The sequence below is a fragment of the Neobacillus sp. OS1-32 genome, assembly GCF_030915425.1.
GTDB lineage: Bacteria > Bacillota > Bacilli > Bacillales > Cytobacillaceae > Neobacillus > Neobacillus paridis.
This window is the reverse complement of record NZ_CP133263.1, coordinates 4057714-4083206: the sequence shown is the minus strand read 5'-3', so window position 1 is coordinate 4083206 and position 25493 is coordinate 4057714. Positions and strand designations below refer to the sequence as shown.

Here is a 25493-nt window from a genome sequence, read left to right as displayed (position 1 = left end):
ATATTCAGATAAATTATCTCATCATTAATGATTGTGGAAAATCACTTATAAATTATACTTTTTTAACTTTCTAACAATTGTCGATTGATTAACACCTAAGAGATTAGCCATTTCCCTTGTGTTTTTGGATTTTGTTTTTGCTTCCAATAATAGTTGTTGCTCCACTTTATCAAGATAATCAAATAATTGTGGAAACTTCCTATTCGCACTCATAATCACTCCGTTTGATAACGGTGATAAAGGTTGATCAGCAGTAAAGGAAACCTCTTGACCAGTAATAACAAATCTTTCAATGACATTTTGAAGTTCACGAACATTACCTGGCCACGAGTACCTTTTTAATCTTTCTAACATTAATTCATTTATTTCAACACTCTTATTATATTTTTGGTTATAAAATTGCAGATAATAAAATGTTAAGGCCTCTATGTCTTCTTTTCTTGCTCTAAGTGGGGGAATAGTAATGGGAACGACATTCAGTCGATAATAGAGATCTTCTCTAAAGGTTTTTTCTTTTACCATTTTTGCTAGGTCTTGATTTGTAGCTGCTATAATACGCATATCTACAGGTTTTTCTTGTAGTCCACCGATTCTTTTTAGCTTTTTTTCTTGTAAAACTCTAAGAAGTTTGACTTGAAGGTGTAAAGGCATCTCACCTATTTCGTCCAAAAATACTGTGCCATTGTTAGCTAATTCAAAAACTCCGATTTTTCCTCCCTTCCGAGCTCCAGAAAATGATCCATCCTCATAGCCAAATAATTCTGATTCCATCAGGGTCTCAGGAATAGCACCACAGTTTACGGCAATAAATGGTTTGTCATATCGATTACTTAAGCTATGGATTCTATTGGCAACCACTTCCTTGCCAACACCTGTTTCACCTAAAATAAGAACCGTGGTATCATAAGATGCGACAGATTTAATAAGATCACTTAGATTTTCCATTTCCTTACTGGCGTAAATAAAAGGTTTTGTACCCGAATGCTCTTGCTGCATGCTGATCACTTCATTTTGATAACTAGTTAAAAGGTTTTTGACCTCATGAATCTTTTCTTTTAACTCAGTAACCTCTGATGAATCTTTGGTTATCGAGATAACCCGCACAATTTTCCCGTTTTTATCCTTTATTGGAACGGATTCAATTTCAAAAACTTCTCCAGATTTTGTATATTGCAATCCTTTTTCTCTTTTTCCGGTACTAAGTACTTTCGCAGTAACTGAGGGATAAAATTCTTTTTGTCTTTCTAAATCAAATACATTTTTCCCTAAATATTGCTGGTCATCTTCAGCGGTAGCAAATGTGATATTTCCATATCCATCGGTAATGAGTATATTGTGGAAAAAATTATAGAAGATTGTCTCTAATTCTTTAAGTACCCATTTATCTGAAGCAATATGATTACTTATTCGGTTACCAATCTTCCAATCAATAACACTTTCTATTTTTTCAAATTCTGTTTTTAACAAAAAGGCATTATTAATCGCTTCTGATGATTTTACTTCTCCATCACTAAGTATAGGTTTCATCACAAGTTTTTCTAAAGGAAATTTTAAAATATGATTGAAACCGAGCTCTTTTACTTTTTTAGATAAAGTAGACCGGTTTATATAGCCTATGGTCTGATCATTTTCTTGCAAAATAAACCACTGACAATCTAGTTCTAACGCTTTTAAAAGAATTGCCTCAATGGTAGTTGGCCACGAAATATAAACAGCGTTGTAAATATGATATTTTCCATTATCCATATTTTTACTCCTAAAAAATCTAAAATTTGTTAGGTGCTTCATTTAGAAATGGAGACGGTTACCTATATGGTTGCGAACATTTATGCTCGCAACCATATTTTTACAACCAGATGCTAAGCTTAAATAGAGAAATCCCAAGTAACCGTGCGAAGATGTGTCATATCCAGCATTGTGTATCTGCCGCCAATACGTCCCCAGCCAGTACGAGTCCCAGCTGCGCCTCCAAACGGTACATGTGGTTCCCAATAACCTCCGTGTTCATTGATAATGGTATTGCCCGTTTTTAAGCTATTCATGTATTTGAAGGCACGTGCAGAGCTTTTTGTATACACAGCAGACTGTAATCCTAAATAGGAATCGTTCGCGATTTCAATAGCCTCTTCATCACTCTTGACCGTAATGATTGGCACAATTGGCCCAAAAGTCTCGTGCTTATTAATGAACGTATCTAAGCCAACTTTATCAATAACGGTTGGTTGGAAATAAAGATTGGTTGGACAATTTGTTTGTCTCCTGCCTCCTAAAAGAACTTCTGAACCTTTTGCAAGCGCATCTTGTACATGTGATTCCATTTTGGAGGCTGTCGCTTCATTGTTCATTGGCCCAACTTTCGTTGCCACATCAAATGGATCTCCTAATGGCCATTTTTCTGCTTCTTCCACTACACGTTCTACGAATGCATCGTGAACCTTTTCATGAACAAGGACACGTGCTGTAGCGCAGCACACTTGCCCTGCATTGAAGAATCCTCCATGAACAGATCCTTTGGCAGCTGCATCCAGATCAGCATCTTCGCAAACAATCGTTGGACCATTACCGCTTGCTTCAATAATCAACGGTTTTAACCCGGCAGCACGGACGATTTTTTCAGCAGTCGTATGAGAGCCAATAAATCCGATGGCATCAACACCTGGATGTTCAATCAGCTGCTGTCCGACCTTTCCATCACCATAGATGATGTTAAGCACGCCCGGCGGGATGTCAGCTTCGTGCATGATTTCGGTAAAGAGACTGATGATTCCCGGCGTATACTCTGAAGGTTTAAGAACGATGGTATTTCCCGCTGCAATGGCCGGAGCGACAAATTCTGCCAGCATCAGTGTTGGGAAGTTCCACGGTATAATAATTCCATAAACACCATTTGCTTTGCGGAAGGTGAAAATTCGTTTATTTTTATCTAGTGAAGGGATAATCGCTGTTTCCATCCGTTTTGCATCTTCTGCGGCAATTCTAAATAGTTCTGCTGATTCCTCAATATCTGGTAATGCTTCCGCTTCATATGGTTTGCCCTGTTCCAGCGTGAGGGCGCGACTTAATTTTTCTTTATTCCGATCGATGGCATCAGCGATGGCATAACAAACGCGGCCACGTTCCCATGCAGTAGCAGCTTCCCAGGGGACTTGGGCTTTTTTTGCGGCTGCAACCGCTGCAGCAATTTCTTCTTCAGTGGAATCTGGAGCTCGGTAAATGATTTCACCTGTAACAGGAGACACGATTTCACGTACGTTTATACTAGCGGACTCTTTCCACTCCCCATTAATAAAATTCCTCAATACAGCCGTTTTTGTTTGCATAGTGACAACTCCTTTTTCATTTTTATGGGTATTTGAATTTTAATTGATGCCTTGATCAGTTTTAAAACAAACATTTTAATAGAATAAAAGGTTCTATTACACTATAAATTTCATATATTAGATAAAATCGTTTGTGGATTTTTTTGAATTTGTTCTGTTTCACAATAAGTAGAGAGCAGTGTGATATTCTTTTGCGTTAAGTATGAAATAAACTTTGATGGGTCAATACATTGTTCAGGCGGTTTTACACCTGTTCCTTCGATTTCTTTATTTAATAGCATTTGAGCGACGATGGATGCCGGCATACTGGTAACATATGCCAATGCATTGATATTCCACTTTTCCTGCCAGCCGCATAATAATTCCAATTTGATCGAGGCTTTTTTTCCAGCTTTCGTTCCTTTTACTTCGACCATCAGTTCGTCTGTTCCCCACTTGGGGTCTTCAGAAATTGTTTCTTTAAGTAAAGACACTAGCTTTTGTCTGGCCGAGAGAGAGTTATTATGACGGTGATTATTTAACAGCCCAAATTGTTCCAGCATGTTAATTTTCTCAATTGTTGAAGGATCCCATGTATCTTTATAAGTTATTTCTTTTACTTGAGGAAAACTTAGAGGTAATGTAGCTAACTCAGAATGAAGTATGGAATAGGTTCTTTGCACACCAAGCTTTTCATGAAAAATGGTATCTTCTTCCTCACTCAGAGGTGGGATTTCATATAAATGGCCATTTCTCACCACCATAGCACTTTTGGTTGCCTCGTCTATGATGGTATCAATCGCAAAGGGAAAGGTTGCACCAGTAGTTGTGGACCCATAGCGAATATGGATTTCTTCGGCGGTATCCAATTGTTCCACTCCATATCGGCTTAGCACATTGGAAATGCCCGGGTCAGACCCCATTCCCGGAATGGAAAGAACTCCAGCCTCTTTCATGAAATCATCATATTTAAGTTGTTCTTTCGTTACATTATAGAGTCCACCTAAATCAAGTACATCTACTTTTGCATTAGCTGCCATTTTCATGACATCCATGTTAAAAATATAGTTGGTAGCATTTACGCATACTTTTGCTTTTTGTAATAATTCTGTCGTTTTCTGATGATCTCTAATATCAAGAGAGTAAACAGCCAAATTTTTGGCATTTAGCTCATTTTTTAGTTGTTGAAGCCGGTTTATATCCATGTCGGCTCCAATTACTTCCACCCCGCTTTCAACAAGATCTCTCATAATTACATTTCCAATCGTTCCGGCTGCCCCTAATACAATAACTTCCTTCAAGACCCAGCCTCCTTTCAATTGTATTTGTATGTTTTTAACATACTCACTAAAATATAAAGCAAGATTCGTGCCAACCTGTAAAGCGCTTACAACACGGCTCAACTGACCCGCCATTGTGAAATAGATGGCATCTAGCATCAAATTTGATGCTTAATAGCATCAGGATATCTAAGGTAATAGATTGATAAAAAATTGTTTATGCTTGTGATAATTATTTAATTTTCTAAATTTTCACTATAATGAATATATTATGAACCAATTATATCAATTTTTAGTAGAATATCATTAAAAATATTATTTTATTGAAGAAAGAGAACCGGGAGGAAGAAATATGTTAAAGTTGACATAAAAATCTCTTTTTGCCCACCTATCGTACGACGACATGCCAACGACTCGTCAACCGCTTCGGGATCCATATATGTATCATGTTCATCTGGATCGATCATTTCTAAATCGGGATAGGTCTTATTCTGTTCACAAAAAGATTCAAAAAGGTCGCGAATTTCTTTTTTTTTCGGATACCTGCCGCAACATACTACCCTCAACCACGATCCTTTCTACTATAAAAATATCTTCCATAGTTTATATATGGTTAAAGGGAGCAAAGGGACATGATGGTTCGATAAACTTGTGAAGGTTTTATGACAAAAATTCCGCTGGAAAATAAAAGAGTAAAGATCAATGAAAGAAAGAGGGGATTTTTAGGAGTATTTCATGCAGGATGAAGAAGTGAATTATTAAGGATAATAGATAAAATAATAGACTGCCGAATGTTTTCCGACAGCCTGAGGAGTTGCTAAGCAACGCCTAGATTACTTTCTTTTCATGTTGAACCATAAATAGGATTTGAGTGTTAATTACGGAACAAATACAATCCAAATCCTAAGGTATCCCGGCCCCATTGTAAGTAAGTCCTTCTCCATGCCCGGATTCGTTCCAGCATGACAATACAATCTGGATCATTGGGATTTTCGTGACAATAATTTTCAATCGATGAGGAATAGAGCCATTCATATTCATCCCAGTCATCTTCATTAGCCACATATGACCAAAGCGGAACTAACCCCAATTCCTCGGCAACTCTTACATTCTCATCATGATATTTTAAATCAGCCTCTTTTGCACCGCCAAGAGCTTGTAAGTAATCGTGACTTGGACGCTGTTTCCAGTAGCCCTCACCTATTAGAATGTAGCCGCTTTTGTTTACAAGACGTCTCATCTTCTTTAGTGTAGTATCTAGTCCACCTAAAGCATGAGTAGAGCCTATGCATATGCCTAAATCAAATTCATCATGTTCAAATTTCTCAATCGCCACGTTGGCATCGTCAATAATAAACTCTATGCTGCCTTCGGGAATTCTGCCTCCAGCATTTTTCTTTGCTTCTTCGATAGCTCCGCCGTACAATTCTATAGCAGTGCCTGAAATATTGTACTTTTCTACAAGACGAATCAGCAATTCACATTTTCCCGCCCCAATATCTATCACTTTATCTTCTGACTTTAATAATACCATGTCAATCATCTTCATAATTTTAGCTTCATTAATTGGATTACTAAATGCATGATTACGATGGGCAATGGCTGAAAATCTGTTTCTATCCAATTGTCAATCTCCTTATTCTATTGATAATGGCATCAAATTATTTAATTTGTCCCTAAATCAAATGTTAATGGTTATATTAATTTAATGCAACTTGGGAAAATGGCAATTAAGGATGTTATTGAACAAACCGGTCCTTAACTTAAAGAAAGATCGCAATTTGCTTCGGAATTGCGTACGATTGCGGCAGATTCTCTCTATATAAAGGGGACCAGACAGAAGTAAAGTGGCACCCATGTCAAGGACACAATAAAAAAAGAGATTAAGCAGCTAGAAGATGATTCCTATACTGAATAGGCATATAGGTTACTCTGCTTTTTATCGTTATTTTTACTCTTTATTTTTCCATTTGGATTAACTCGGTTGGACTGAAATATTCGCAATTCAACCTCTTAAAATCTTTTTTATCCCATGTTAAAACAGGCAAGGTACTCGAAGATTTGACACTTAACAAAGCATCCGCAAAATCTACGTTTTTTTCGGCATATAACCGTAAGGCTTCTATTACCGTTTCTTCTTCAGGTTCTACATTGACTGATTGAAGGATGTCCGTTAAATATTCTTTTATTAACGATTTTTCTAACTGATAAAAGGACTTTAATAACCAGCAGCACTCGGCTATTACTACCGTAGGAATAATTAATGATAATTCATGATTTTCAACTTTCTTAGCTAATTCCAACATGGTACGAAATTTATCATTATTATCTTTCACAATCAATCGAATAAGAACATTGGTATCGACAAAAAACTTATTCATTTGACTCACCAATTTCCTCTCGATAAATCTTTTGGGCGACTTGTTTTTGAGTAACTTGTCGCATATGCTCTACATCAATAGGTTCACTTACTTCCACACGACCTATGACATGACTTAACAAATTCTTTTTGACAGGTTCAATTTTGATTGTGTCCTTCTCCACTAAAAAGAGGAGCTGGTCGCCTTCTTTAACACGTAACAACTCTCGGAGTTCTTTTGGAATAGTGATTTGTCCTTTGCTTGTCATTTTTCCACTCATTAATTCCATTCTATCCCCTCCTCACATCCAAGTATTACTTTTATTATAAGTAATACTTTTTGACAATTCAATAGAACAATGAAAAAATTAATGCTTCTTCGTATTTTTCTCTTTCATCAATCAATTCACAACTATTTCAACATCACAATTAGCAAACGGAGAATATTTATCGTGTTCTTTTAACGATTTACATTTCATTCTAAGCGTGCTAAACTTAAAACTATCAAAACAATATATGGTGTAAATTTTATATAGGTACTACTAGATGTAGTTTAATAGGGAAGTTCGGTGCAATACCGACGCTGTCCCCGCAACTGTAAAGCTGACAATGATTCAATACCACTATGCATTCGCATGGGAAGGGAATCGGAGAATGAAGCAAAGCCAGGAGACCTGCCTATATAAAATAGATTGATCATTTCTTCGGGGATTGAGAAATGGAGACGTAACTATTTTTTATTGCTGAACGTTTCCATTTTAGGCTATCTCACTCGCAGAGATAGCCTTTTTATATGACGAAAAGAGGGATGACATGAAACTTTATACGAAAACAATCTGCCCTAAATGCCTCTGGGTAAAATCCGAATTACAACGTGCCAGGCTTAGAGCAGACATCATTAACATTGATCTCGATGAACAAGCAAAGCAAACCATCATGGAAGCAGGCTTTTTAAGTGTTCCTGTTCTTGAATATGAAGGGAAGTTTATCGGTGATGTAAAGGAAGTTATTTCCCAAATTGAGCTGATTGCACAATGATTGTTTATACCAGCCGCACTGGCAATGTCCGATATATTGCCTCCAAATTAACGGCGGATCCGATTGAGATTTCTAAAGAATTAATGGTGAATAAGCCCTACCTATTAATAACATACACAGATGGGTTAGGTGATATTCCTGCAAAGGTGATCCGTTTTTTAGAACAAAATGCCAAATTTTGCAAAGGTGTCGTTGTTAGTGGCAATAGCAACTTCGGTCATACAGTATTTGGCGGTGCTGGTGAGAAAATTGCAGCGACTTATCATATCCCCCTAGTGCGCAAACTAGATTTACGAGGATATCAAGCCGATTATGAAGCCATTCAAAAGTTTTATGAAACGAGGGTGAAGGAATGAAAACGTATTAAAAACTAAATAATGATGTCCTAAATCGTTATAGTACAACAAGACAATTAGAATTGGAAAAAGACCGAGAAGCAACGCGCCGTTACTTTTTAGAATATGTAAATGTACGCCTGCATTACTTTATGGATATAGAAGAAAAAATTCGTTATTTAGTCGATGAAGGCTACTATGAAAAAGAGTTTATTGACATGTACGATATGGAATTTATTAAAAGAATGTACAAAAAAGCTTATGAGTATCACTTCCGTTTCCCATCTTTTATGAGTGCCAGCAAGTTTTACGATAGCTATTGCCTGAAAAGCCGCGACGGTAAAGAAATTCTAGAAAAATATGAAGATCGGATTGTCATTATTGCCTTGTATTTAGCACAAGGCAATACGGAACTAGCAGAACAGGCAGTGGAAGCGATGATGGAGTCTTATCAACCTGCTACACCCACTGCTTTAAATAGCGGGAAGAAAGCACGCGGCGAGTTAGTTAGCTGCTATCAATTATCCATGGATGACACGATGAATAGCATTGCCGAAAATATCGGATATTGTCTGGAATTATCACGTCTTGGCGGCGGTGTTGGGGTAAACTTAACCGATTTGCGTCCATTAGGTGATCCGATTAAAGGAATTTTAAACCGTGCAAGTGGTGTCATACCAGTCGCAAAGCTGTTAGAAAACTCATTTAGCTATTCTAATCAGCTTGGACAACGAAATGGATCTGGTGTTGCCTATTTACATATTTTTCATGCGGACATAGAAAACTTTCTTTCATCGAAAAAACCAAATGCCGATGATAAAATTCGACTGGCCACTCTATCCATAGGGATCATTATTCCAACGATCTTCTTTGAACTAATGAAACGAGATAAAGATATGGTGTTGTTTAGTCCCTACGATATTTTTAAAGAATATGGCAAACGCATGTCGGAAATTTCGATGACAGAGATGTATTACGAGCTACTGGATAATCCTAATATCCGAAAAATGAAGCGACTTAATGCCAGAAAGCTTTATACAGAAATAAAAAAGGCCCAATTTGAATCAGGCTATCCATTTGAAATCTTTGATGATAATGTCAACGTTGTTCATCCGCTCAAAAACATTGGCCGGGTGAAAATGTCTAACTTATGCACCGAAATTTTCCAATTATAGTTGGTATGGGTTTATCACTAGCTCATTTTGCCTGGAAATATAATGGACTTTTGAAATTTTCAAGTGAAATGAATATGGCAAGTGTATTAGATTTTAAGTTTAATTCACCTATCTTATTTGCGGTATTTTTGGTTTTATTGCTCATTATTTTCTTATCAAACTTTTTTGTATTCTTGTTTATTAGAAAAATGGAGTCAAAGTCATTGATAGGAGGAATGGAATGATGGAACTTATCACACTAAAAGATATTAAAAAGATATATAGCAATCGAAATAATAATACTTTTGCGTTAAACGGCATAAACCTAAATATTCAGCAAGGTGAATTAATTTCCATAATGGGTCCTTCAGGTTCAGGTAAAAGTACTCTATTAAACGTATTAGGATTAATTGATACTCCCACTGAAGGCGAATATTTTTTTAAGGGTAAGTCATTAAAAGAAATCAGAAAAAACAAAATCCATAAGACAAGAAATGATATGATTGGATTCGTTTTTCAGTATTTTGCATTATTAAAAGATTATACGGTTCTTGATAATGTTGTATTGCCATTAACCTATAGAAAATTAGGCCATAAAGAGAGAATAAATAAAGCCAAATCATATTTAGAAAAAGTAGGTTTAAAGGAGCAAGTACATAAAACACCAGATGAATTATCAGGAGGCCAGCAACAAAGGGTAGCAATCGCAAGAGCTTTAGTAGGTGAACCGGAATTAATTTTAGCTGATGAACCAACTGGGAACCTAGATAGAAGAACGGGCGAGGAGATTATTAATTTACTACTGCAATTAAATAAGGAAGGAAAAACTATCATTGTTGTAACTCATGATATTGAGGTTGCAAAAAAATGTAATAGAATCATTGAATTAGTAGATGGAAAAATTTCCCAACAGTTTAAAAACGCATCAATTTTTTCAAAAACTATATTATAACCGTACTAATCAAAGGTCTCTGTTACGGGATAAATTTGTTAGGAGGTATTAGATGAAACCACGAATTTCAGTTATAACATTGGGTGTAGACAATTTGGAAAGGTCTTTTAAATTCTACAAGGATGGACTTGGGCTACCTACACAAGGAATCGTAGGTCAAGAATTTGAGCATGGGGCCGTTGCATTTTTCGATTTACAATTAGGTTTAAAACTTGCCATTTGGAATCGTAAGGATATAGCACATGACACAAGGATAGACCAGACACCAATAAGTCCAACAGAATTTACGATTGGCCATAATGTCGGCAGTAAAGAAGAGGTTGATATGATAATGGAACAGGCAAGGAAGGCTGGTGCAATTATTACAGTTCCAGCACACGATACCTTTTGGGGAGGGTATTCTGGATACTTCCAAGACCCGGACGGACATTTGTGGGAAGTTGTTTGGAATCCCGCTTGGGAATTTACAGAATAAGGTTAAGTATATTTTCATCTTCAATGGGAGTGTTAGTTGAAAAATTTGCATCGATTTAAAATACGTCTACTTCCGGAGCTCTCTGAACGTGAGGGGAGGTCGCCCAACCCATATCCCCTTCTTCAGGAGTTCCTTTTAAATTTAATCAAACAAGTTTTGGAGCAAGGCTGATTGAACATCAGTTTAGAGAAAATAGGATCCTGATTATCTAAAAATAAAAAGGAGCATTCCTGTTAGAAGGATTTTAGGGGACTTGAAATAAAAAGAGCCCTCTTGGTATGATACGGGGTGTCAAAGCGTCGACGAATTGACCCCTAATTTGTTAACCAAGGAGGACTCCATAATGGATTTTAAACAAAACCAAAAAATAAATCAAGTCACCGATAAAACGCTCGTTGTAGGGATCGATATTGCCAAGCAGACACACTACGCTTGCTTTGTGGATGACCGCGGCCGGGTGCTCCAAAAATCATTCTCCGTACAACAGGATGGAGGTGGATTCGAGCTATTCTATCAACGTGTATTGGCAGCCATGAAAGAAAACGAAAAAACAGAAGTCATTGTCGGGATTGAACCTACTGGCCATTACTGGCTCAATTTGGCCTACTTCCTAGAGGAGCGAGGCATTCCATTAGCTATGGTTAACCCCATGCATGTCAAGCGTTCAAAAGAGTTAGACGACAATCTACCAACCAAACATGACCGCAAAGATGCACTGGTAATTGCCCGTCTTGTAAAAGATGGACGCTTCAGCTACCCTCGTATCCTTAAAGGCATGGAGGCCGAACTGCGTGTCGGTTCATCCTTTAGAAGTAAGCTGACAGAGGAACTTGGTGCTGTCAAAAACATGATGATCCGCTGGCTAGATCGCTATTTTCCTGAATTCACTCAGGTGTTTCCGTCATTCGGAAAAATGGCATTAGCTGTACTTGAATGCACACCATTTCCAAGTGATCTTCACCAGAAACAACCCGATGAGGTGTTATCACTTTATCGCAAGGTCGAGGGGCTCAAATCCCCCCAGAGACCAAAAGCAGTGCGTCTTATAGAAGTCGCTGCCAACTCAATCGGAGTAACAGAAGGACGTGAGATGGCCCGTATCGAAATCGCCACACTAGTCCGCCGTTACCACCAGCTAGAACAAGATATCGAAAGCATTACTCAACACTTAGTTGAGCTTGTAAAAACGACCGTAGAATACAAATGGCTCTCAACGGTTCAAGGGCTTGGAGATACAACCATTGTCGATCTGTTAGCTGAAATCGGAAGCTTTTCGCACTACCAAGATCCACGCCAACTAATCAAACTCGCGGGATTAACGTTACGTGAAAATTCCTCCGGACAGCACAAAGGACAAAAACGCATCTCCAAACGAGGCAGAAGAAAGCTGCGTGCCCTCCTGTTCCGAGTAATGATGCCGATGATTCGCCACAACGAAGCCTTTAGAAAACTACATGAGTATTACACAAACCGTCAGGTTAACCCGTTACGCAAGAAGCAATCCATCGTGGTTCTATGCGGAAAGCTATTAAAAGTATTACATGGAATTAGCACAAAGCACAAAGCGTTTGACGCACAGCGAATGATGAAGGATATTCCTAGTCTCGCAGAGGCTATGTAAGCCCTACATCCCCTTAAAAGACCTAGACAACAGGATGACACGGAGAAGCTGGCACTATTTTTTCCATTCGACCTCGAGTCCCTAAAGGAGCTTCGCTAGCCTCTGCCTTATGACTAGACCGAACGAAGGAATGTAGGCACACTGATGCCCAGAGACATGGGAGGGTACGTCATCATAAGCTACGCAGAGATCCATTGTGCATCGCATAATTCCCTATCACTACTTTCCACCATTATCCAGTAGTGACCGCGTAGCGTACCCACCTGTTGGAATAGTTTCACATATTATGAAAATACTTCAGGTAACTTTGTCGAAAAATATTTTTTTGACACCGTACCAACGGCTCAAACCCTTGGTACATCAACATTTATAGAGGGAGGTACTGAAGCAGCCTCCTACTAGTATGTCTCATATATGATTTTTCCTGTTTGCGATATGTCGTAATCTCCCAGAGAATGAATCTCTGCCTGGAACTGCTTGGATGATAAAATATCCTTTACTGCCCCAATTAGCTGTTCAGATTGGGGGGTTTTGAGAATAACCAAGTCATAACGTTCTGTTACTAATGGAACAAAATCGACCCCGACAATTTTTGCAGCCTTTTCAATTCCAACTCCTACATCGGCCAATCCAGAAGATACAGCGGAAGCCACACTTAAATGGGAAGATTCTTCATGGTCATATCCTTTAATCTCTCTTGAAGAAATATTGTTGATTCGAAGTTGCTCATCAAGGAGAACCCTTGCCCCTGAACCTTTTTCTCTATTCACCATTTTTATATCCTTACGATTTAAATCGGACCAAGCTGTGAGCTTTAGCGGATTTCCCTTACGAACGTAAAAACCAGCTTTTCGAGAGAGTAAGTTAAGTAAAATATATTCATGACCCACTAAAATTTTTTTTATGTAGGGCAGATTATAGTCCCTTGTTTCTCCATCAAACAAATGCAAGCTAACAATATCGCATTCTCCATTGTACATAGAAATCAGACTATTTAAACTTCCTGTAAAAGAACGTAATGGCTTATAGGGTGAGGACTTCTCAATATATTTTCCAAGAATATCTAACACTAGATCTTGTCCACTAATGACAATATTATAAGGATCCTTTGTATGATTCCTGTGGTTTTCCTGTTCAGATGCATAAAATTTTGTATTTTGATTAACCTTCTGGCTGTTAATATAAATATCCAAATCTTTTGCGTCAATTCTCATCTGTCTTCCTACTCGGAAAGCAGGAAGTTCCCCTTTTTTTACAAGGTCATAAAGTGTTAATTTAGATACTTTTAAAAGCTGCGACACTTCTTCAATCGTATAGGAAAGCTCCTTTGACATTTGCATCCCTCCACCATTTATTTTAGCTTATTCCCTAAGAAAAATATAATTTGAGTAAACGATAAAAAAATATGACACTCCAGTACCTATATATATTATAATTAGTTATAACTAGTTATAACTAATTATAACTAATTTGAAAGGAAGGGTAGATAATGAAAAAAGTTTCTCTCTTGTGTTTCTCGTTCATGATCTTTTTACTAGCAGTGGCTGGGTGTTCCAACAATGAACAATCGAAATCAACAAACGGACAGAAACAAACATCATCTAATAAAAAGGTGGAATTGACGGTTTCAGCAGCAGCCAGTTTACAGGATGCTTTAACTGACATAAAAGCCTCTTTTGAAAAGGAATATCCAAATGTAAAAATAGCTTATAATTTTGGCGCTTCAGGGGCATTGCAACAACAAATCTCTCAGGGAGCGCCTGTCGATCTATTCTTTTCTGCTGCTAAAGATAAGTTTCAAAAATTAGAACAAGACGGACTCATTGAAAAGAAAAATGGAACAGATCTATTAGGCAATGAACTTGTGTTGGTGGTTCCGAAAGGTTCAAACAAAGGAATCAAATCCTTCGAAGACCTCACCAAAGCTGATAAAATTGCCCTTGGTACTCCGGAATCGGTACCAGCAGGACAATATGGAAAAGGGACATTAGAAAAGTTAAACATTTGGAATTCAGTTGAAGGAAAAGTGGTATATGCCAAGGATGTCCGTCAAGTGCTTACATACGTTGAGACAAATAATGTTGATGGAGGCATTGTCTACAAGACCGATGCATTAACTTCTAATAAGGTGAACATTGTTGCAACCGCAAACGAATACACACACGATCCGATTATTTATCCCATTGGTGTGATTAAAACCAGTACCCACCCTAAAGAGGCAGAACGATTCTACGAGTATCTTCAAAATGATAAATCAATGAAGACATTTAAAAAGTATGGTTTCAAGGGTATGAAACAATAAATGTAAACTCGCCGACTGGCGAGTCCGTAAGACGGTTCATGAGGCGTAGTTGAATTTATACTTCCTATTAACTAAGAAATGGCAACTAGCTTTTGGTCCCCTGTTAGACTATCTATTGAGACTGCATTCATATCAGGAATATCAAATAAAAAATTATCAACATTTTCATTTGATTTTTTGTGCAAAAATACAAATCATAATAGATGATACAGATTCATTATTTATAGACTTCCAAAATGTTCACATCCAGGAAGTCCCTGCTCCGGTTGTTCATGTATCCATCATTTGAAGTGCAGGTGAGCAAATGTTATAATCGTTATAACAGTAATAACAAGGATGTGAAAAGTGTGGAACAAATTGAAAGAAAAGTGACCAAAATTGGGAACAGTATTGGAATCACGCTACCTCCAGAAGTTTTAAAGCAAGTAGGGATATCTCAAGGAGATGACGTACAAGTAGTAGTAAAAGATGGAAAGATCATTTTACGAAAAAAAGAGCATTTACAACTTCCAGATGGAGTAGATGCTGAATTTATGGAAATTCTTAACGATGTAATTAAGGAGCATGATAAAGCATTTAAAGGGCTAGTGGACAGATGATGGATGAAATCGTTTATTTAACAACCAATCAAGTGATTGCAATTAATACGGTACAAATTCGTTTATACTCACCACAAGAACCGGTTGGAGTAAAAGATCCGGGTCTACTCGACTCAGCAATAAACCGCCCCAAGCAAACGGTATTTGGTAATGATGCTTATCCATCAATTTATGAAAAAGCTGCTGCCCTATTTGAATCTATTGCTAAAAATCACGCTTTCCACAACGCAAATAAACGAACAGCTCTCGCTTCACTTATTATATTCTTAAAAATTAATCATTATAGATGGACAATGGGAATACAGGAAGAACAAGACTTTACTGTGGATGTTGTGAATCATAAATACACATTTGAAGAAATTGTCGATACGATTAAAGAAAATACAGAGGAGCTGTAGAGCCTTTCTTACATGCTTAAGGAAGGCGTTTCACTATTATCAGCATTTTGTAATGACATCGAGGTAAGGCCCTTTCTATTATTTCTGCTTCCTTTACCATTCTCATCTTACGAAGTTCCCCCTTTTGTTTTAGTATTTTTTTTACATTCTTAACCACTCATTAAAGTATATTTTTCAATCGATATACATAATCTATTGCTTTTTGGGTTGAGTCTATTAAGGAAGAATCATTTTTAATTTTTCTTAATTTTAAAGATTTTAACAAACATCGCTCAGCTTCTTCTAACTTTCCTAACTCCATTAAACATTTCCCTTTATGTTGTAAAATGAAATCTTCGTAAATTTCGAGGTCTTTACATTTATGTATAGCTTCATTAAAAGCTCTTATTGCCATTAGATGTTGATTATCATACTTCAATGCTTCTCCAATTCGTATTAAGGTAATTACTTCTTTCTGTATATTCCCATTCTTTTGTGCAAAGTCAAGACAAGAATTAAGAAATGCTAAAGCCTTTTGGGGTTGCTCAATAATTCTATATAGATTCCCCAATGTTCCATAAAGAAAATACAAATCATTATCATTATTATTTTGTGTTAATAATTTTTCACCTTCCATAATAATATTTTTCATCATCAACTCATTTGAGGACTTTTCTCTAAGGTAATCATTGGTGTCAAAGTCAACGTACCCCCACTGAGAACCTTATGGTGCCTGTTTCAGTGGGGGCTTGAGTTAGCCACTCAGGTCTTTTCGTCTGAGACGAGTGACGCTCTGAGTGGCAAGCACTGTTCAGTACTCCCCAAAGCACTGTTTTTGGTCGGTACTGGCGACGAACGATCGTTTTCCCACTTGCACCACCCTTTCGAAAAAGAGCCATACAAGCCCCGACAAAAAGTCGAGTACACATGGATGGTTGACGCACCCACTAAGCTATGCGCAAAGCAACAGCCTTACGTTTTTGCACCTCTAATTTGATTGGAGTGTTCACTTGGAGATATCCGCCCATTTCCACAACTTCAGATTTTCTCAAAATATTCAATGCGCCATTAATGTCAGCATGAATACATTGTCCTGTTTTACTTCGATATAGTCCACGATGGATTCGTTTGCCGCTAAAGGAGTAATTGAAAGGGTCATTTTTTGACCAAACAGGAATCGCATCTTTGTCTAGGAAACTAGCCTTTGATGTGTAACTTTCCTCCTGCTTTACAAAACGAATACCCTCTTTCAAACATTTGTTTTCGATGGCAGAAATCAGTTTATGGAAGGGAATTTGAACAAACTTCTGATTGTTCTTTTTACCCATATCAGACTCTTGTTTCCATCCGGCATTATAGCCGATAACTATCGTATCAATGTTGAATTCGCTTACTTTTTTGAACAGTAAACCTACAGTTTGCGAGATATAACCGTTGATTTGGTTTTCACGCTTTTTCCAAAGCTTTGCGATAGAGTTCGTCATGATCCTTTTTGAAATCCCGTTGTCGATATTTTTCTGTTGCAGGTGGCTAATCGTTTTGTTGAAGTATTGGTTGATGGATTTTAGTTTTTTGCCATCCATTAAGAATGTATCCCCTTTATTTGTTGCACAACTCAGCAATCGGTCTACACCTAAATCACAACTCAAAGCATTCGTTGTGGTCGCCCGCTGCTTCTTCATTTGAGAGATTTGCATTTCATAAGTGTAATGCACCTCAAAGAACCGACCTTTTTGTTTGGGTACAATTTCAATGTAGGCTATTTTTTTATTTAACAAGTTTTTAGGCATTCGGATTTTGATAGAACCAAACCGTTTTCTAAATTCAACATTCATTGGAATCATCCAGTATCCATCGTTATCAACTTTCGGAACTTGATAGATTTCGATGATTCGTTTTTCAGTAGAACGAGAATACTTTGGAAACTTAGGACGACCAGTGAATTTTTCTGGGCTTTTCTTCCACTGTTCTAATGCTTTAAAAAAGCTCTTTACATCAGAAAACAATGCTCGGCGAATGGCTTGAGCAGAGTTTGATTGAACGCCCCAATAATTAACATCTGCCTTCATGGCAGCATCAACTTCTTTTACAGTAGCCATCTTGCCCTTGTTCAAGAGGCTCTGTTTAATCGTATACAATCCAACATTTCGCAATGCCTTTGAGCTATGTGACATACGTTGAAGCAGACGAAATTCTTTAGCTGTAAGGATATTACGTCCGATATTCTGTTTTTGAGTGAAACGTTGAATGTTTTCTGTTTTCTTTTGTTTACGCAATACTTTAACTGGGTTCTTCCTAGTCATGGTGTTCACCACCTTTCTCAATGAATCATATAGGATTATTTCATTCCTTGCGACTCAATATATTGGCGAATGATTTCGATAGGTGCACCACCTGTAGTAAAATATTATATTCATTCACTTCCCATCTACGACTAATTATACCATAGGACAAAAAAATTGGCGAATATTTGTTCGCTTTAAGGTAAGAGAATTTATAGAAAACTCGTAAAAAAGTTCAGCCTATCGTCTGACGGCAATTCATCTCCACCTGAATTGTTGGGCTTTCGCCCGTAACAGAAATCAGATGGAGTCTTCTTGCCGAAAAGGATAAAATTTTCGGCATCTACGGGTTGTATCTCTCTTATTAACATCCGGAATCCCCCAATTCCATTGTAATTATCCAAAATTATATACCCTGAATTATTCATACCTGCACATTAGTCAATAAAAAGAAATCTAGAAATTCAATTTGGTGCACAATTGCCATTAATTTATTTGTAAGTTACCTATTCATGAAAATCGCTAAGTGGCATGTCTTAAAGTGTTAGGTTTTTGAGCATACTACTCCCTTGGTCTTGAAAGTTGTTTTTAAATATTGGCTGCATTACATTTGTCTGTTGATTTCCGTTCCGGGCGCTTGCTTTCCGCAGGGAGGAAGTCGAGCCTCCTCGGCGTTCCGCCTGTGGGGTCTCGACTTTTCCTCTACATCCCGCAGGAGTCAAGCGCCCTCCACTTCAATCAACAGTGTGTAAAAATCAAAATGGCCCATTAACACAGCCCGATCATTAGATAGAAGACTGGTTTTATTCCAGCTTTAGCAGTTGAATTCTCTGTAATACTTTCCAAAAGAATTCTTGGTACACAAAACTGGAAGACAACTTAAAGTAAAGCGATCGTCCTGATTTCACTAATTTACTTGCGACCTTTATCAGTCTTGTTCGAATGGTTTCGATTTGTATGCTTTTTTGTCCCTCCGGAAAACAAAGCGTACGAAGCCAATTTGTTAGGTTATATGCCAACAAGCTCAACATCATCTTGGATTCATTTACTTGAAAAGAATGACTGTTCATTTTATCCAAACCAAATCCATTCTTAGCTTCCTTGATATAGTTTTCCATTGTGCCTCTTTTTTTGTACGCATTCACGATATCCTTCGAGGAAAATGCGTCTATCAAGTTCGTTACAAAAAATGAATTCGTGAAAAACAATTCGCCCGCGGGGCGAACAGATTGGATGATCACTTTTCTAGGCTTAGACCATGATTTTGCTTGATATTCGGTTTCCTCATAATAAATCTCTGGTTTTGTTGTATCGGCTGGAATGGAGGCAGGATGTAGTTCATCAGCGAGACGTTGCAAATTGGCATTTGATTTTAAACGAATCACATAATAAACCGACTCTTCCTCACACAAATCATACAAAGCTGGAACAGCAAAGCCACTATCCCCTCGTAGGAATGGGACAATCGCTGGGAATTTCTCATTATAATGTTCGATAAGAGGCTTGACAAATTCCACGACACCGTTGGAAGTATAGACATTTCCCGGTCTTAGTTGGGCTTTTAAAAAATCACCAGTTATTCCATCAAAAGCAACCAATGGATGGAAACCAACTGTTCCGTAATGAGAATTGTAAGATGTGGATTCCTGTTTTCCATACGTATCGGCATGTGTAGAATCCAAGTCGATAATAAGTGCCTTAGACTCTCTAATTTGATTCACTTTGTCTAAAAGTTCTTGATTAGCTTGATTTAATTGCACAATAGATTCCTTATCAAACCGTGCAAAAAAGCGGGATAAGCTAGGTTGGGAAGCTAATGCTTCTGTTCCAATGATTTGCGTAAACACGGGATCCTTCGTTAATTGATCAGCTGCATCATCTTCGGAATATCCAGCAACGATTTGATAAATCTTTTGACGAAGCAAGTTTTCATTCGAATGAAAAAAGTAGAGTCTTTCGTCTTTTAGTTGTAGGTATTTAGTTAATGTCTCTGAAAACCCTATTTTCTCATCGAATTCTCTAAAAATGAATTCACCGGTATCAGAAGAAAGGGAACCTCCATCATTTGACAATTTAATTTGACGATTGAAATTTAGGGTTAATTGCGGTAAAGTAGCCATTATAAGAATCCTTTCTGTGGTTATTTCGTAGTTGTTTTAACCTTATCAGAAATGGATTCTTTTTTCATTTATTAAGTGCATTAAAAATCGACTGAAAAGCTGATTAAATAGGAGAAAGCAGCCTATTTCAAAAAAACTGTGAATAATTCAGGATACAATATTTAGTTGAACTAAACTGCCCCGTCAGTTTAAGTTCATCCATTCACAATCATTGTAATTTATTCAATTAAATGGCCCTAAAATGAAAACAGGCGCTCATCCTTGTTACAGGAAAGCGCCCGATTATTTAACAATTTTGTTTTACCTACTTTCATTAATATTGGAGATATTAATAGAAAACTCCCCAAAACTCAATTGTCCTAAAGCAAATTTCGTACTTTGAACAAATATACGTTCATTTTTAGTTAGGTCACGTTTTGCTACCTTTTCAATCCATTCATCCTCTATGTCTAAAATATCTAAAACATGCTTTTGTTTTGAAAAAGCTTCATAGTATCTTAATCCAAATTTTCTTTGGGAGATAGCATTAATATGAATGCCATCTGGATTTGCTGTTAAGCCTTTTGATGTTACAAAATAGCAATTTTTTTCGGTATGAGCAACTTTAGATAATATCTGGTTGATTTGTTTATATTCTACTGCGCTTTTTCCAAATCCGACTTTTCCAAGATAATGTCCCAACTCACCGATAATAATCGGGATATCTGGTGCATTCAATTCTTCTCTCAAATGTTTAAATAATGAAAGCAACTTTTCTTCATACGTCTTATAACGTTCCCCGTAACTGTCGCTTTCTCCTTGATGCCACAGAATTCCCACGATTTCACTTGTTTCCATCGCGAATTTTGCTTCAGAAATCGCATGTCTTGTTAATAGTCCATCAATTGTCCACTCATCAATAGAGCTTCCTCCTTCAGCACATGGGATCAACCCAATGGACTCACCCGGATGATCCTCCGTCCAAGCCTGAGCAAAAGAGGCTGCTGGCCCAACACCAGATACGTGGCGATCAAAATTAAGCGGCTCTGCCATCATTTGCCATCTACCGTTTCGCAACACATTTATATGCTCATTATAAATCGGCGCTACATCCTCAATAAATCCTCTACCTGCCATATTTGATTGTCCGATTAATAATATAGATTTCATAGAAAAACCTTCTTTCTTTGTTTACATAGGTCTAATTAGACTAAACGGGATTAAGAGTATAGCTTAATTAGACTTTTTTAGTCAAGTCGATTTTGTCTTTATTCAACTAAATGGCCCGATTGTATATGTATATCTTGGACTCTTCCACTAACTTACCTCCTTTACTTCTATAAGAATTAGCGACTCTCTAATAAAAAAATCATCTCCATTCTCTAAAAATCTTTAGAGAATAGAGATGATTTTAAACAAACTATAGTTGAGCAATCATTTTTAAGCTACCAGCATATTCTTGTTGTAATAGCAACCTTAAATTATCTTTGATTGTATGATCTAAAAATGGTAATCGCCCAAAAATATAACATAATAAATAGGAACCATAAAGTTCCCAAACGGAAATTTTATGGTTCCTGTCACAATACTGCTAGTCTTGTTATCCACCTTACATATGGTGATTTCAATCCACTTACCCAATAGGGTAAGACAATAATTGTGACATAAACCATTACTTTTCCACCAAATAAAGCATAAACCTTCCACGCTTAGAGCCACTTGGCTTTCAGAAAATCTAAATCAATTTTGCTAACTCCCAAAAATTAAGTTATTCATCAGTATATGTATAACTTTGGGAAGCTTTATGCTTTATATTTTTGTTCTATGAAACTTTATGCTTTATTTTTTTGATCTAGGGAATTTTATGGTTTATCGTAATTTCTCCGGATTTATGACCTTTTTTAATAAAGATCCTTCCTTTAAAATTGGCAAAATTTCCATTAAATAAACAAAATCCCCAACACCTGTATTCACATAAATAACAGTAGGGGATTTTTTAAAATAAATATTCAAAAATTACATTTCATACCCTAAAGATAATAAAATATTCTTCCTTAAATTATCATATTTTTTTCAATTGAATCAATTTCATAATTATGAGCCCTACGGGCTCAAGGCTTTTAAACACTAAAAAAAGGAGTACCTCCCCAAAATGTCGAAATAAGTAAGCACGACACAAACTTATAAGACTGGAGGAAGACTCCCTATGACTATTATAAGGCAAGGAAGCCTGTTTGGGCTACAAGAATTATATGATTTAGAACCTACCCATCGTTTTGAAGCTGTTTTTTCAGCTATCGACATTGAGCCCATCTTCGCTGTGGTAACGAAGAAATCTCGTTTTGGTAGGCCTGTCGATCTGAATTATGCAGCGATGATTTACTCTTTAGTTGCTCGATTAACGGAACGAATTCCATTTATTAAAGATTTGGTAAAACGATTAAAAAACGACATGATATTCCGACTAGACTGCGGCTTTTTAGTATCTGATACTGTCCCATCTGAAGCAGCTTATTCAAGAATGGTGACCATTCTTAGCGAATCTAATGTTCTTGAAGAGGTTAAAGAAACGATTCTATATCAAGCCATGACAGAAGGGTTTATCACCGATGATACGGTGGCTATAGATGCCACACACTTTGAAGCCAAGGATCAAGCACCTCCAAAGGGAGAAAAATCAAAAACCGAACCCAAGAAACGTGGGCGAAAATCAAAAGAAGAAAGAGAACAATGATTAATTGAAAAAGCTGAACGCGAAGCCAACCTACCTATTTTTGAAAAGAAGATAGAAAACCAATTAAACGTTCCGTTAGATCAACTTCGTGCTGAAATTCCTCAAAATCCGGAGTGGGGTGTGAAGAAAAACAGCGAAGGAAAGAATGTTTTTTGGTATGGCTATAAGGCGCATTTAGCGGTGGGAACAAAAAGCCAATATATTCTTCAATCTCTCTTTTCTTCCGGAAATTTGAATGACGGAAAGGCAGCGATCCCTTTGTTAAAAGGAATCCATGAGCGTGTTCAACTTTCAACTTTACGTTATCAAACGATGGATGCTGGTTATGACTATGAACCGATTTATGAACAGATACACAAAATGGGTCAACAATCGGTTATTGCCTATAATAAGCGTAATGAACCTGAACCCGAAGGGTTTGATAAACATTTCGCTCCGACTTGTTTTCGTGAACACTCCTACCGATATGATAGTTTTGATCAAAAATACGAAACGCTTAAATATACACGCCCAAAGGAATGTAAAGATTGTCCTTTGGCAAATGAAGGTATTTGTCAAAAGATCTATAAAGTGAAAATCACGACAGATCTTCGGAAATATACCGCACCAGCCCGAGGCTCTAAAGCTTGGAAAACCATCTTTAAACGCCGTACCGCAGTGGAACGGGTGAATGCTTATCTCAAGTTATACTTTCAATTAGACAATGTCCGTTATCGTACCGGAAAACGTGCCAAGGTTCATTTTGACCTCGTAACCTTAGTTTATAATGCTTCAAAATTAGCTGTAGATCGTATCAATGCATCGTTAAATCAACAACAAGTTGCTTAAAATCTAGGCAGTATATAATAGTTGTTTTCATTTCCAAACCTGTTGATTGGAGTGGAAGGCGGCGACTCCTCGAAAATGCTAAGGCATTTCCTTCGTGCGTGGGCTGTTCAAGAAGTAATTCAGTGTCCTGCGGGAAAAGCGTGGCCTGGTGAGACCCCGCAGGAGCGAAGTGACGAGGAGGCTCACGGCCCGCCCGCGGAAAGCGTCCGCCTGAAACGGAAATCAACACAATGTTGATGAAGTAAAACAAAAAAATTTTTTTACAACCAATATTCTGTAGGTCTGTGTTTCTTTAAAATAGGGATTTATGAAATTGATTCATTTATCATTTTAAAACGTAATAAACTTATCAATTCATGCAAAAAATCAAGCATAAAATTTCCTAAAAAAAAATAAAGCATAAAGTTTCCAAACGGAAATTTTATGCTTTACGTCACATAATAAATAAAAAACCACCAAATATGTATTTGGTGGAGACGGTGGGAATCGAACCCACGTCCAAAGATATCGGCACTTAAGTTTCTACGAGTGTAGTCGATATATTGGCGATTCGCTGAGCCTTTTGCCTATCGACAGGCGTCCGGTCAGCTAGCCTGGTTGTTCTCTTCCTTCATCCTCAGGCGGTGGAATCCGGCGTAGCCTGCTAAAGTTGAGTCCGCTACCCTACCACACAGGCGATGGAGGGGCGAACCGCTTAGTGCTTATTAGGCAGCTAAAGCGAAGTTGTTGTTAGTTTTGCCAGTTATTGGCTTTGACGTTTTTACGAGGCCGATCCCCTCGACTCGCAACTCAAGCTCGAACTACCCCTGTCGAATCCGTAGCGTCCCCATATAAAAATGCTATATACTAGCAAGAACGTTAGGAAACTGGCAAGTTGTAAGAGCAAAAGTTTTTATCGCTATCTCAACGACATATTTATTATAACATACTCAATGAATTTTTCAATTGTAAGTATTTGTAAGACGTACCAGATTACATTTTTTGACGCTCCCGGAAGGCACGTTCAATTTCGCGTTTCGCTTCTTTGCGCTTTAAGTCTTCCCGTTTATCGTAGTTCTTCTTACCTTTGGCAAGTCCAATGAGAACCTTGCAAAAACCATTTTTTAAATATAGTTTCAAGGGAATTAAGGCATAACCTGTTTCCTTGGCTTCACCATATAGCTTGTTAATTTCGCGCTTATGAAGCAGCAGCTTACGTGTCCGCAGTGGATCATGGTTATAGCGGTTTCCCTGTTCGTACGGGCTGATATGCATCCCAAAAATCACCGCTTCGCCGTTTTGAATCCTTACATAAGCATCCTTTAAATTCACGCGACCGGCGCGAATCGACTTAATTTCAGTCCCTTGCAGAACGATTCCGGCCTCATACGTTTCTTCGATAAAATAGTCATGATACGCTTTTTTATTTTGCGCGACAGTCTTTCCTTCTCCTCTTGGCATTTATTTCACCTCCTCTTTAGGCCTTTATTTTAACAAAAATGCTTGCCCTCCACAATTCTTAGCTGTTTTGGCATTTGTCCCGGTCCCTGCCGAGTTTTTGACCAAATAGAATGACTCTAACTGCCCGAAATGTATGAAATCCCATGCGTTCGGGCAACTAGCATGGTTCTAACTGCCCGAAATGTATGAAATCCCACGCGTTCGGGCAACTAGACTGGTTCTAACTGCCTGAAGTGTATGTGATCCCACGCGTTCGGGCAACTAGACTGGTTCTAACTGCCTGAAATGTATGAAGCCCCATTCATTCGGGCAACTAGAA

The 25493-nt window shown here is 37.6% G+C and carries 21 protein-coding genes, 1 other RNA gene, 3 pseudogenes and 1 riboswitch; of the genes and pseudogenes, 11 read left to right on the top strand and 14 right to left on the bottom strand.

Annotation, left to right across the window (positions count from 1 at the left end; translation table 11 throughout):
- Positions 1-45: 45 nt before the first annotated feature.
- The 7 genes from RCG24_RS19965 to RCG24_RS19935 form a co-directional block, all read right to left on the bottom strand.
- The gene (locus RCG24_RS19965; protein WP_308077851.1) at positions 46-1746 is read right to left on the bottom strand and encodes a sigma-54 interaction domain-containing protein; all 1701 of its coding nucleotides are present in this window, start codon (positions 1744-1746) and stop codon (positions 46-48) included.
- 119 nt (positions 1747-1865) lie between these two features.
- A complete protein-coding gene (locus RCG24_RS19960) occupies positions 1866-3320 on the bottom strand; it encodes an aldehyde dehydrogenase family protein (protein ID WP_308077850.1) in 1455 nt (484 codons plus the stop codon).
- Positions 3321-3430: 110 nt separating this feature from the next.
- The gene (locus tag RCG24_RS19955; protein WP_202656180.1) at positions 3431-4600 is read right to left on the bottom strand and encodes a saccharopine dehydrogenase family protein; all 1170 of its coding nucleotides are present in this window, start codon (positions 4598-4600) and stop codon (positions 3431-3433) included.
- Positions 4601-4899: 299 nt separating this feature from the next.
- Positions 4900-5145 (bottom strand): hypothetical protein, encoded by a 246-nt coding sequence (locus RCG24_RS19950; protein WP_202656181.1) that lies wholly within the window; start codon positions 5143-5145, stop codon positions 4900-4902.
- Between the two features lie 308 nt (positions 5146-5453).
- Positions 5454-6203, bottom strand: coding sequence for an SAM-dependent methyltransferase (locus tag RCG24_RS19945; protein ID WP_202656182.1), 750 nt, complete (start codon positions 6201-6203; stop codon positions 5454-5456).
- Between the two features lie 334 nt (positions 6204-6537).
- Complete coding sequence (locus RCG24_RS19940; RefSeq protein ID WP_308079224.1) at positions 6538-6960, bottom strand: type II toxin-antitoxin system VapC family toxin; 423 nt, start codon at positions 6958-6960, stop codon at positions 6538-6540.
- Positions 6953-7228: an AbrB/MazE/SpoVT family DNA-binding domain-containing protein gene (locus RCG24_RS19935; RefSeq protein ID WP_202656184.1), complete on the bottom strand. Its 276-nt coding sequence runs from the start codon at positions 7226-7228 to the stop codon at positions 6953-6955. The genes RCG24_RS19940 and RCG24_RS19935 overlap by 8 nt, the downstream gene beginning before the upstream one ends.
- Before the next feature lie 227 nt (positions 7229-7455).
- Positions 7456-7635, top strand: a riboswitch (cobalamin riboswitch).
- Between the two features lie 116 nt (positions 7636-7751).
- Here RCG24_RS19935 and RCG24_RS19930 point away from each other — a divergent pair.
- From RCG24_RS19930 to RCG24_RS19900, 7 genes and pseudogenes are all read left to right on the top strand, one after another.
- The gene (locus RCG24_RS19930; protein WP_202656185.1) at positions 7752-7976 is read left to right on the top strand and encodes a glutaredoxin family protein; all 225 of its coding nucleotides are present in this window, start codon (positions 7752-7754) and stop codon (positions 7974-7976) included.
- Positions 7973-8332, top strand: a complete 360-nt coding sequence (gene nrdI / locus RCG24_RS19925) for a class Ib ribonucleoside-diphosphate reductase assembly flavoprotein NrdI (RefSeq protein ID WP_202656186.1) — start codon at positions 7973-7975, stop codon at positions 8330-8332. Before RCG24_RS19930 ends, nrdI begins: the two co-directional genes overlap by 4 nt.
- Positions 8329-9483: pseudogene (locus RCG24_RS19920) on the top strand (ribonucleotide reductase N-terminal alpha domain-containing protein); the annotation flags it as partial. The gene nrdI and the pseudogene RCG24_RS19920, both read left to right, overlap by 4 nt.
- Positions 9483-9710: pseudogene (locus RCG24_RS19915) on the top strand (ABC transporter permease); the annotation flags it as partial. The pseudogenes RCG24_RS19920 and RCG24_RS19915, both read left to right, overlap by 1 nt.
- Entirely contained in the window at positions 9710-10417 is a 708-nt protein-coding gene (locus tag RCG24_RS19910) for an ABC transporter ATP-binding protein (protein WP_308079223.1), read from the top strand. The pseudogene RCG24_RS19915 and the gene RCG24_RS19910, both read left to right, overlap by 1 nt.
- A 52-nt stretch (positions 10418-10469) precedes the next feature.
- Positions 10470-10892, top strand: coding sequence for a VOC family protein (locus RCG24_RS19905; RefSeq protein ID WP_308077849.1), 423 nt, complete (start codon positions 10470-10472; stop codon positions 10890-10892).
- A gap of 343 nt (positions 10893-11235) precedes the next feature.
- A complete protein-coding gene (locus tag RCG24_RS19900; RefSeq protein ID WP_308079108.1) occupies positions 11236-12513 on the top strand; it encodes an IS110 family RNA-guided transposase in 1278 nt (425 codons plus the stop codon).
- A gap of 398 nt (positions 12514-12911) precedes the next feature.
- Here RCG24_RS19900 and RCG24_RS19895 read toward each other — a convergent pair whose 3' ends face one another.
- Complete coding sequence (locus RCG24_RS19895; RefSeq protein ID WP_202656188.1) at positions 12912-13847, bottom strand: helix-turn-helix transcriptional regulator; 936 nt, start codon at positions 13845-13847, stop codon at positions 12912-12914.
- 155 nt (positions 13848-14002) lie between these two features.
- On the opposite strand from RCG24_RS19895, the gene modA reads away from it, so the two are divergent.
- The 3 genes from modA (at position 14003) to RCG24_RS19880 (ending at position 15812) form a co-directional block, all read left to right on the top strand.
- Positions 14003-14815 (top strand): molybdate ABC transporter substrate-binding protein, encoded by an 813-nt coding sequence (gene modA / locus RCG24_RS19890; RefSeq protein WP_202656189.1) that lies wholly within the window; start codon positions 14003-14005, stop codon positions 14813-14815.
- Positions 14816-15162: 347 nt separating this feature from the next.
- The gene (locus RCG24_RS19885; RefSeq protein ID WP_202656190.1) at positions 15163-15414 is read left to right on the top strand and encodes an AbrB/MazE/SpoVT family DNA-binding domain-containing protein; all 252 of its coding nucleotides are present in this window, start codon (positions 15163-15165) and stop codon (positions 15412-15414) included.
- A complete protein-coding gene (locus RCG24_RS19880) occupies positions 15411-15812 on the top strand; it encodes a type II toxin-antitoxin system death-on-curing family toxin (protein ID WP_202656191.1) in 402 nt (133 codons plus the stop codon). Before RCG24_RS19885 ends, RCG24_RS19880 begins: the two co-directional genes overlap by 4 nt.
- 160 nt (positions 15813-15972) lie before the next feature.
- On the opposite strand, the gene RCG24_RS19875 is transcribed toward RCG24_RS19880, so the two are convergent.
- The 4 genes from RCG24_RS19875 to RCG24_RS19860 form a co-directional block, all read right to left on the bottom strand.
- Positions 15973-16446, bottom strand: a complete 474-nt coding sequence (locus tag RCG24_RS19875; RefSeq protein WP_202656192.1) for a tetratricopeptide repeat protein — start codon at positions 16444-16446, stop codon at positions 15973-15975.
- Positions 16447-16738: 292 nt separating this feature from the next.
- Positions 16739-18094, bottom strand: coding sequence for an RNA-guided endonuclease TnpB family protein (locus RCG24_RS19870; RefSeq protein ID WP_308077848.1), 1356 nt, complete (start codon positions 18092-18094; stop codon positions 16739-16741).
- Between the two features lie 782 nt (positions 18095-18876).
- Positions 18877-20193 (bottom strand): IS1380 family transposase, encoded by a 1317-nt coding sequence (locus RCG24_RS19865; RefSeq protein WP_308077847.1) that lies wholly within the window; start codon positions 20191-20193, stop codon positions 18877-18879.
- Positions 20194-20493: 300 nt separating this feature from the next.
- Complete coding sequence (locus RCG24_RS19860) at positions 20494-21342, bottom strand: sialate O-acetylesterase (protein WP_202656194.1); 849 nt, start codon at positions 21340-21342, stop codon at positions 20494-20496.
- Between the two features lie 1036 nt (positions 21343-22378).
- Here RCG24_RS19860 and RCG24_RS19855 point away from each other — a divergent pair.
- Positions 22379-23734 (top strand): annotated as a pseudogene (locus RCG24_RS19855) (IS1182 family transposase).
- 468 nt (positions 23735-24202) lie between these two features.
- Here the strand turns inward: RCG24_RS19855 and ssrA are convergent.
- Positions 24203-24562, bottom strand: a transfer-messenger RNA (tmRNA) gene (gene ssrA, locus RCG24_RS19850).
- A 144-nt stretch (positions 24563-24706) separates the two neighbouring features.
- Complete coding sequence (gene smpB / locus RCG24_RS19845; RefSeq protein WP_202656196.1) at positions 24707-25174, bottom strand: SsrA-binding protein SmpB; 468 nt, start codon at positions 25172-25174, stop codon at positions 24707-24709.
- Positions 25175-25493 lie beyond the last annotated feature (319 nt).

Excerpts from the sequence above, each read along its gene's own strand:
- RCG24_RS19930 (WP_202656185.1), top strand. The coding sequence starts at position 7,752 with ATGAAACTTTATACGAAAACAATCTGCCCTAAATGCCTCTGGGTAAAA.
- smpB (WP_202656196.1), bottom strand. The coding sequence starts at position 25,174 with ATGCCAAGAGGAGAAGGAAAGACTGTCGCGCAAAATAAAAAAGCGTAT.
- RCG24_RS19865 (WP_308077847.1), bottom strand. The coding sequence starts at position 20,193 with ATGGCTACTTTACCGCAATTAACCCTAAATTTCAATCGTCAAATTAAA.
- RCG24_RS19870 (WP_308077848.1), bottom strand. The coding sequence starts at position 18,094 with ATGACTAGGAAGAACCCAGTTAAAGTATTGCGTAAACAAAAGAAAACA.
- RCG24_RS19940 (WP_308079224.1), bottom strand. The coding sequence starts at position 6,960 with ATGAATAAGTTTTTTGTCGATACCAATGTTCTTATTCGATTGATTGTG.
- RCG24_RS19880 (WP_202656191.1), top strand. The coding sequence starts at position 15,411 with ATGATGGATGAAATCGTTTATTTAACAACCAATCAAGTGATTGCAATT.
- modA (WP_202656189.1), top strand. The coding sequence starts at position 14,003 with ATGAAAAAAGTTTCTCTCTTGTGTTTCTCGTTCATGATCTTTTTACTA.
- RCG24_RS19860 (WP_202656194.1), bottom strand. The coding sequence starts at position 21,342 with ATGAAATCTATATTATTAATCGGACAATCAAATATGGCAGGTAGAGGA.
- RCG24_RS19960 (WP_308077850.1), bottom strand. The coding sequence starts at position 3,320 with ATGCAAACAAAAACGGCTGTATTGAGGAATTTTATTAATGGGGAGTGG.
- RCG24_RS19875 (WP_202656192.1), bottom strand. The coding sequence starts at position 16,446 with ATGATGAAAAATATTATTATGGAAGGTGAAAAATTATTAACACAAAAT.
- RCG24_RS19965 (WP_308077851.1), bottom strand. The coding sequence starts at position 1,746 with ATGGATAATGGAAAATATCATATTTACAACGCTGTTTATATTTCGTGG.
- RCG24_RS19895 (WP_202656188.1), bottom strand. The coding sequence starts at position 13,847 with ATGTCAAAGGAGCTTTCCTATACGATTGAAGAAGTGTCGCAGCTTTTA.
- RCG24_RS19935 (WP_202656184.1), bottom strand. The coding sequence starts at position 7,228 with ATGGAATTAATGAGTGGAAAAATGACAAGCAAAGGACAAATCACTATT.
- RCG24_RS19905 (WP_308077849.1), top strand. The coding sequence starts at position 10,470 with ATGAAACCACGAATTTCAGTTATAACATTGGGTGTAGACAATTTGGAA.
- RCG24_RS19910 (WP_308079223.1), top strand. The coding sequence starts at position 9,710 with ATGGAACTTATCACACTAAAAGATATTAAAAAGATATATAGCAATCGA.
- RCG24_RS19900 (WP_308079108.1), top strand. The coding sequence starts at position 11,236 with ATGGATTTTAAACAAAACCAAAAAATAAATCAAGTCACCGATAAAACG.
- nrdI (WP_202656186.1), top strand. The coding sequence starts at position 7,973 with ATGATTGTTTATACCAGCCGCACTGGCAATGTCCGATATATTGCCTCC.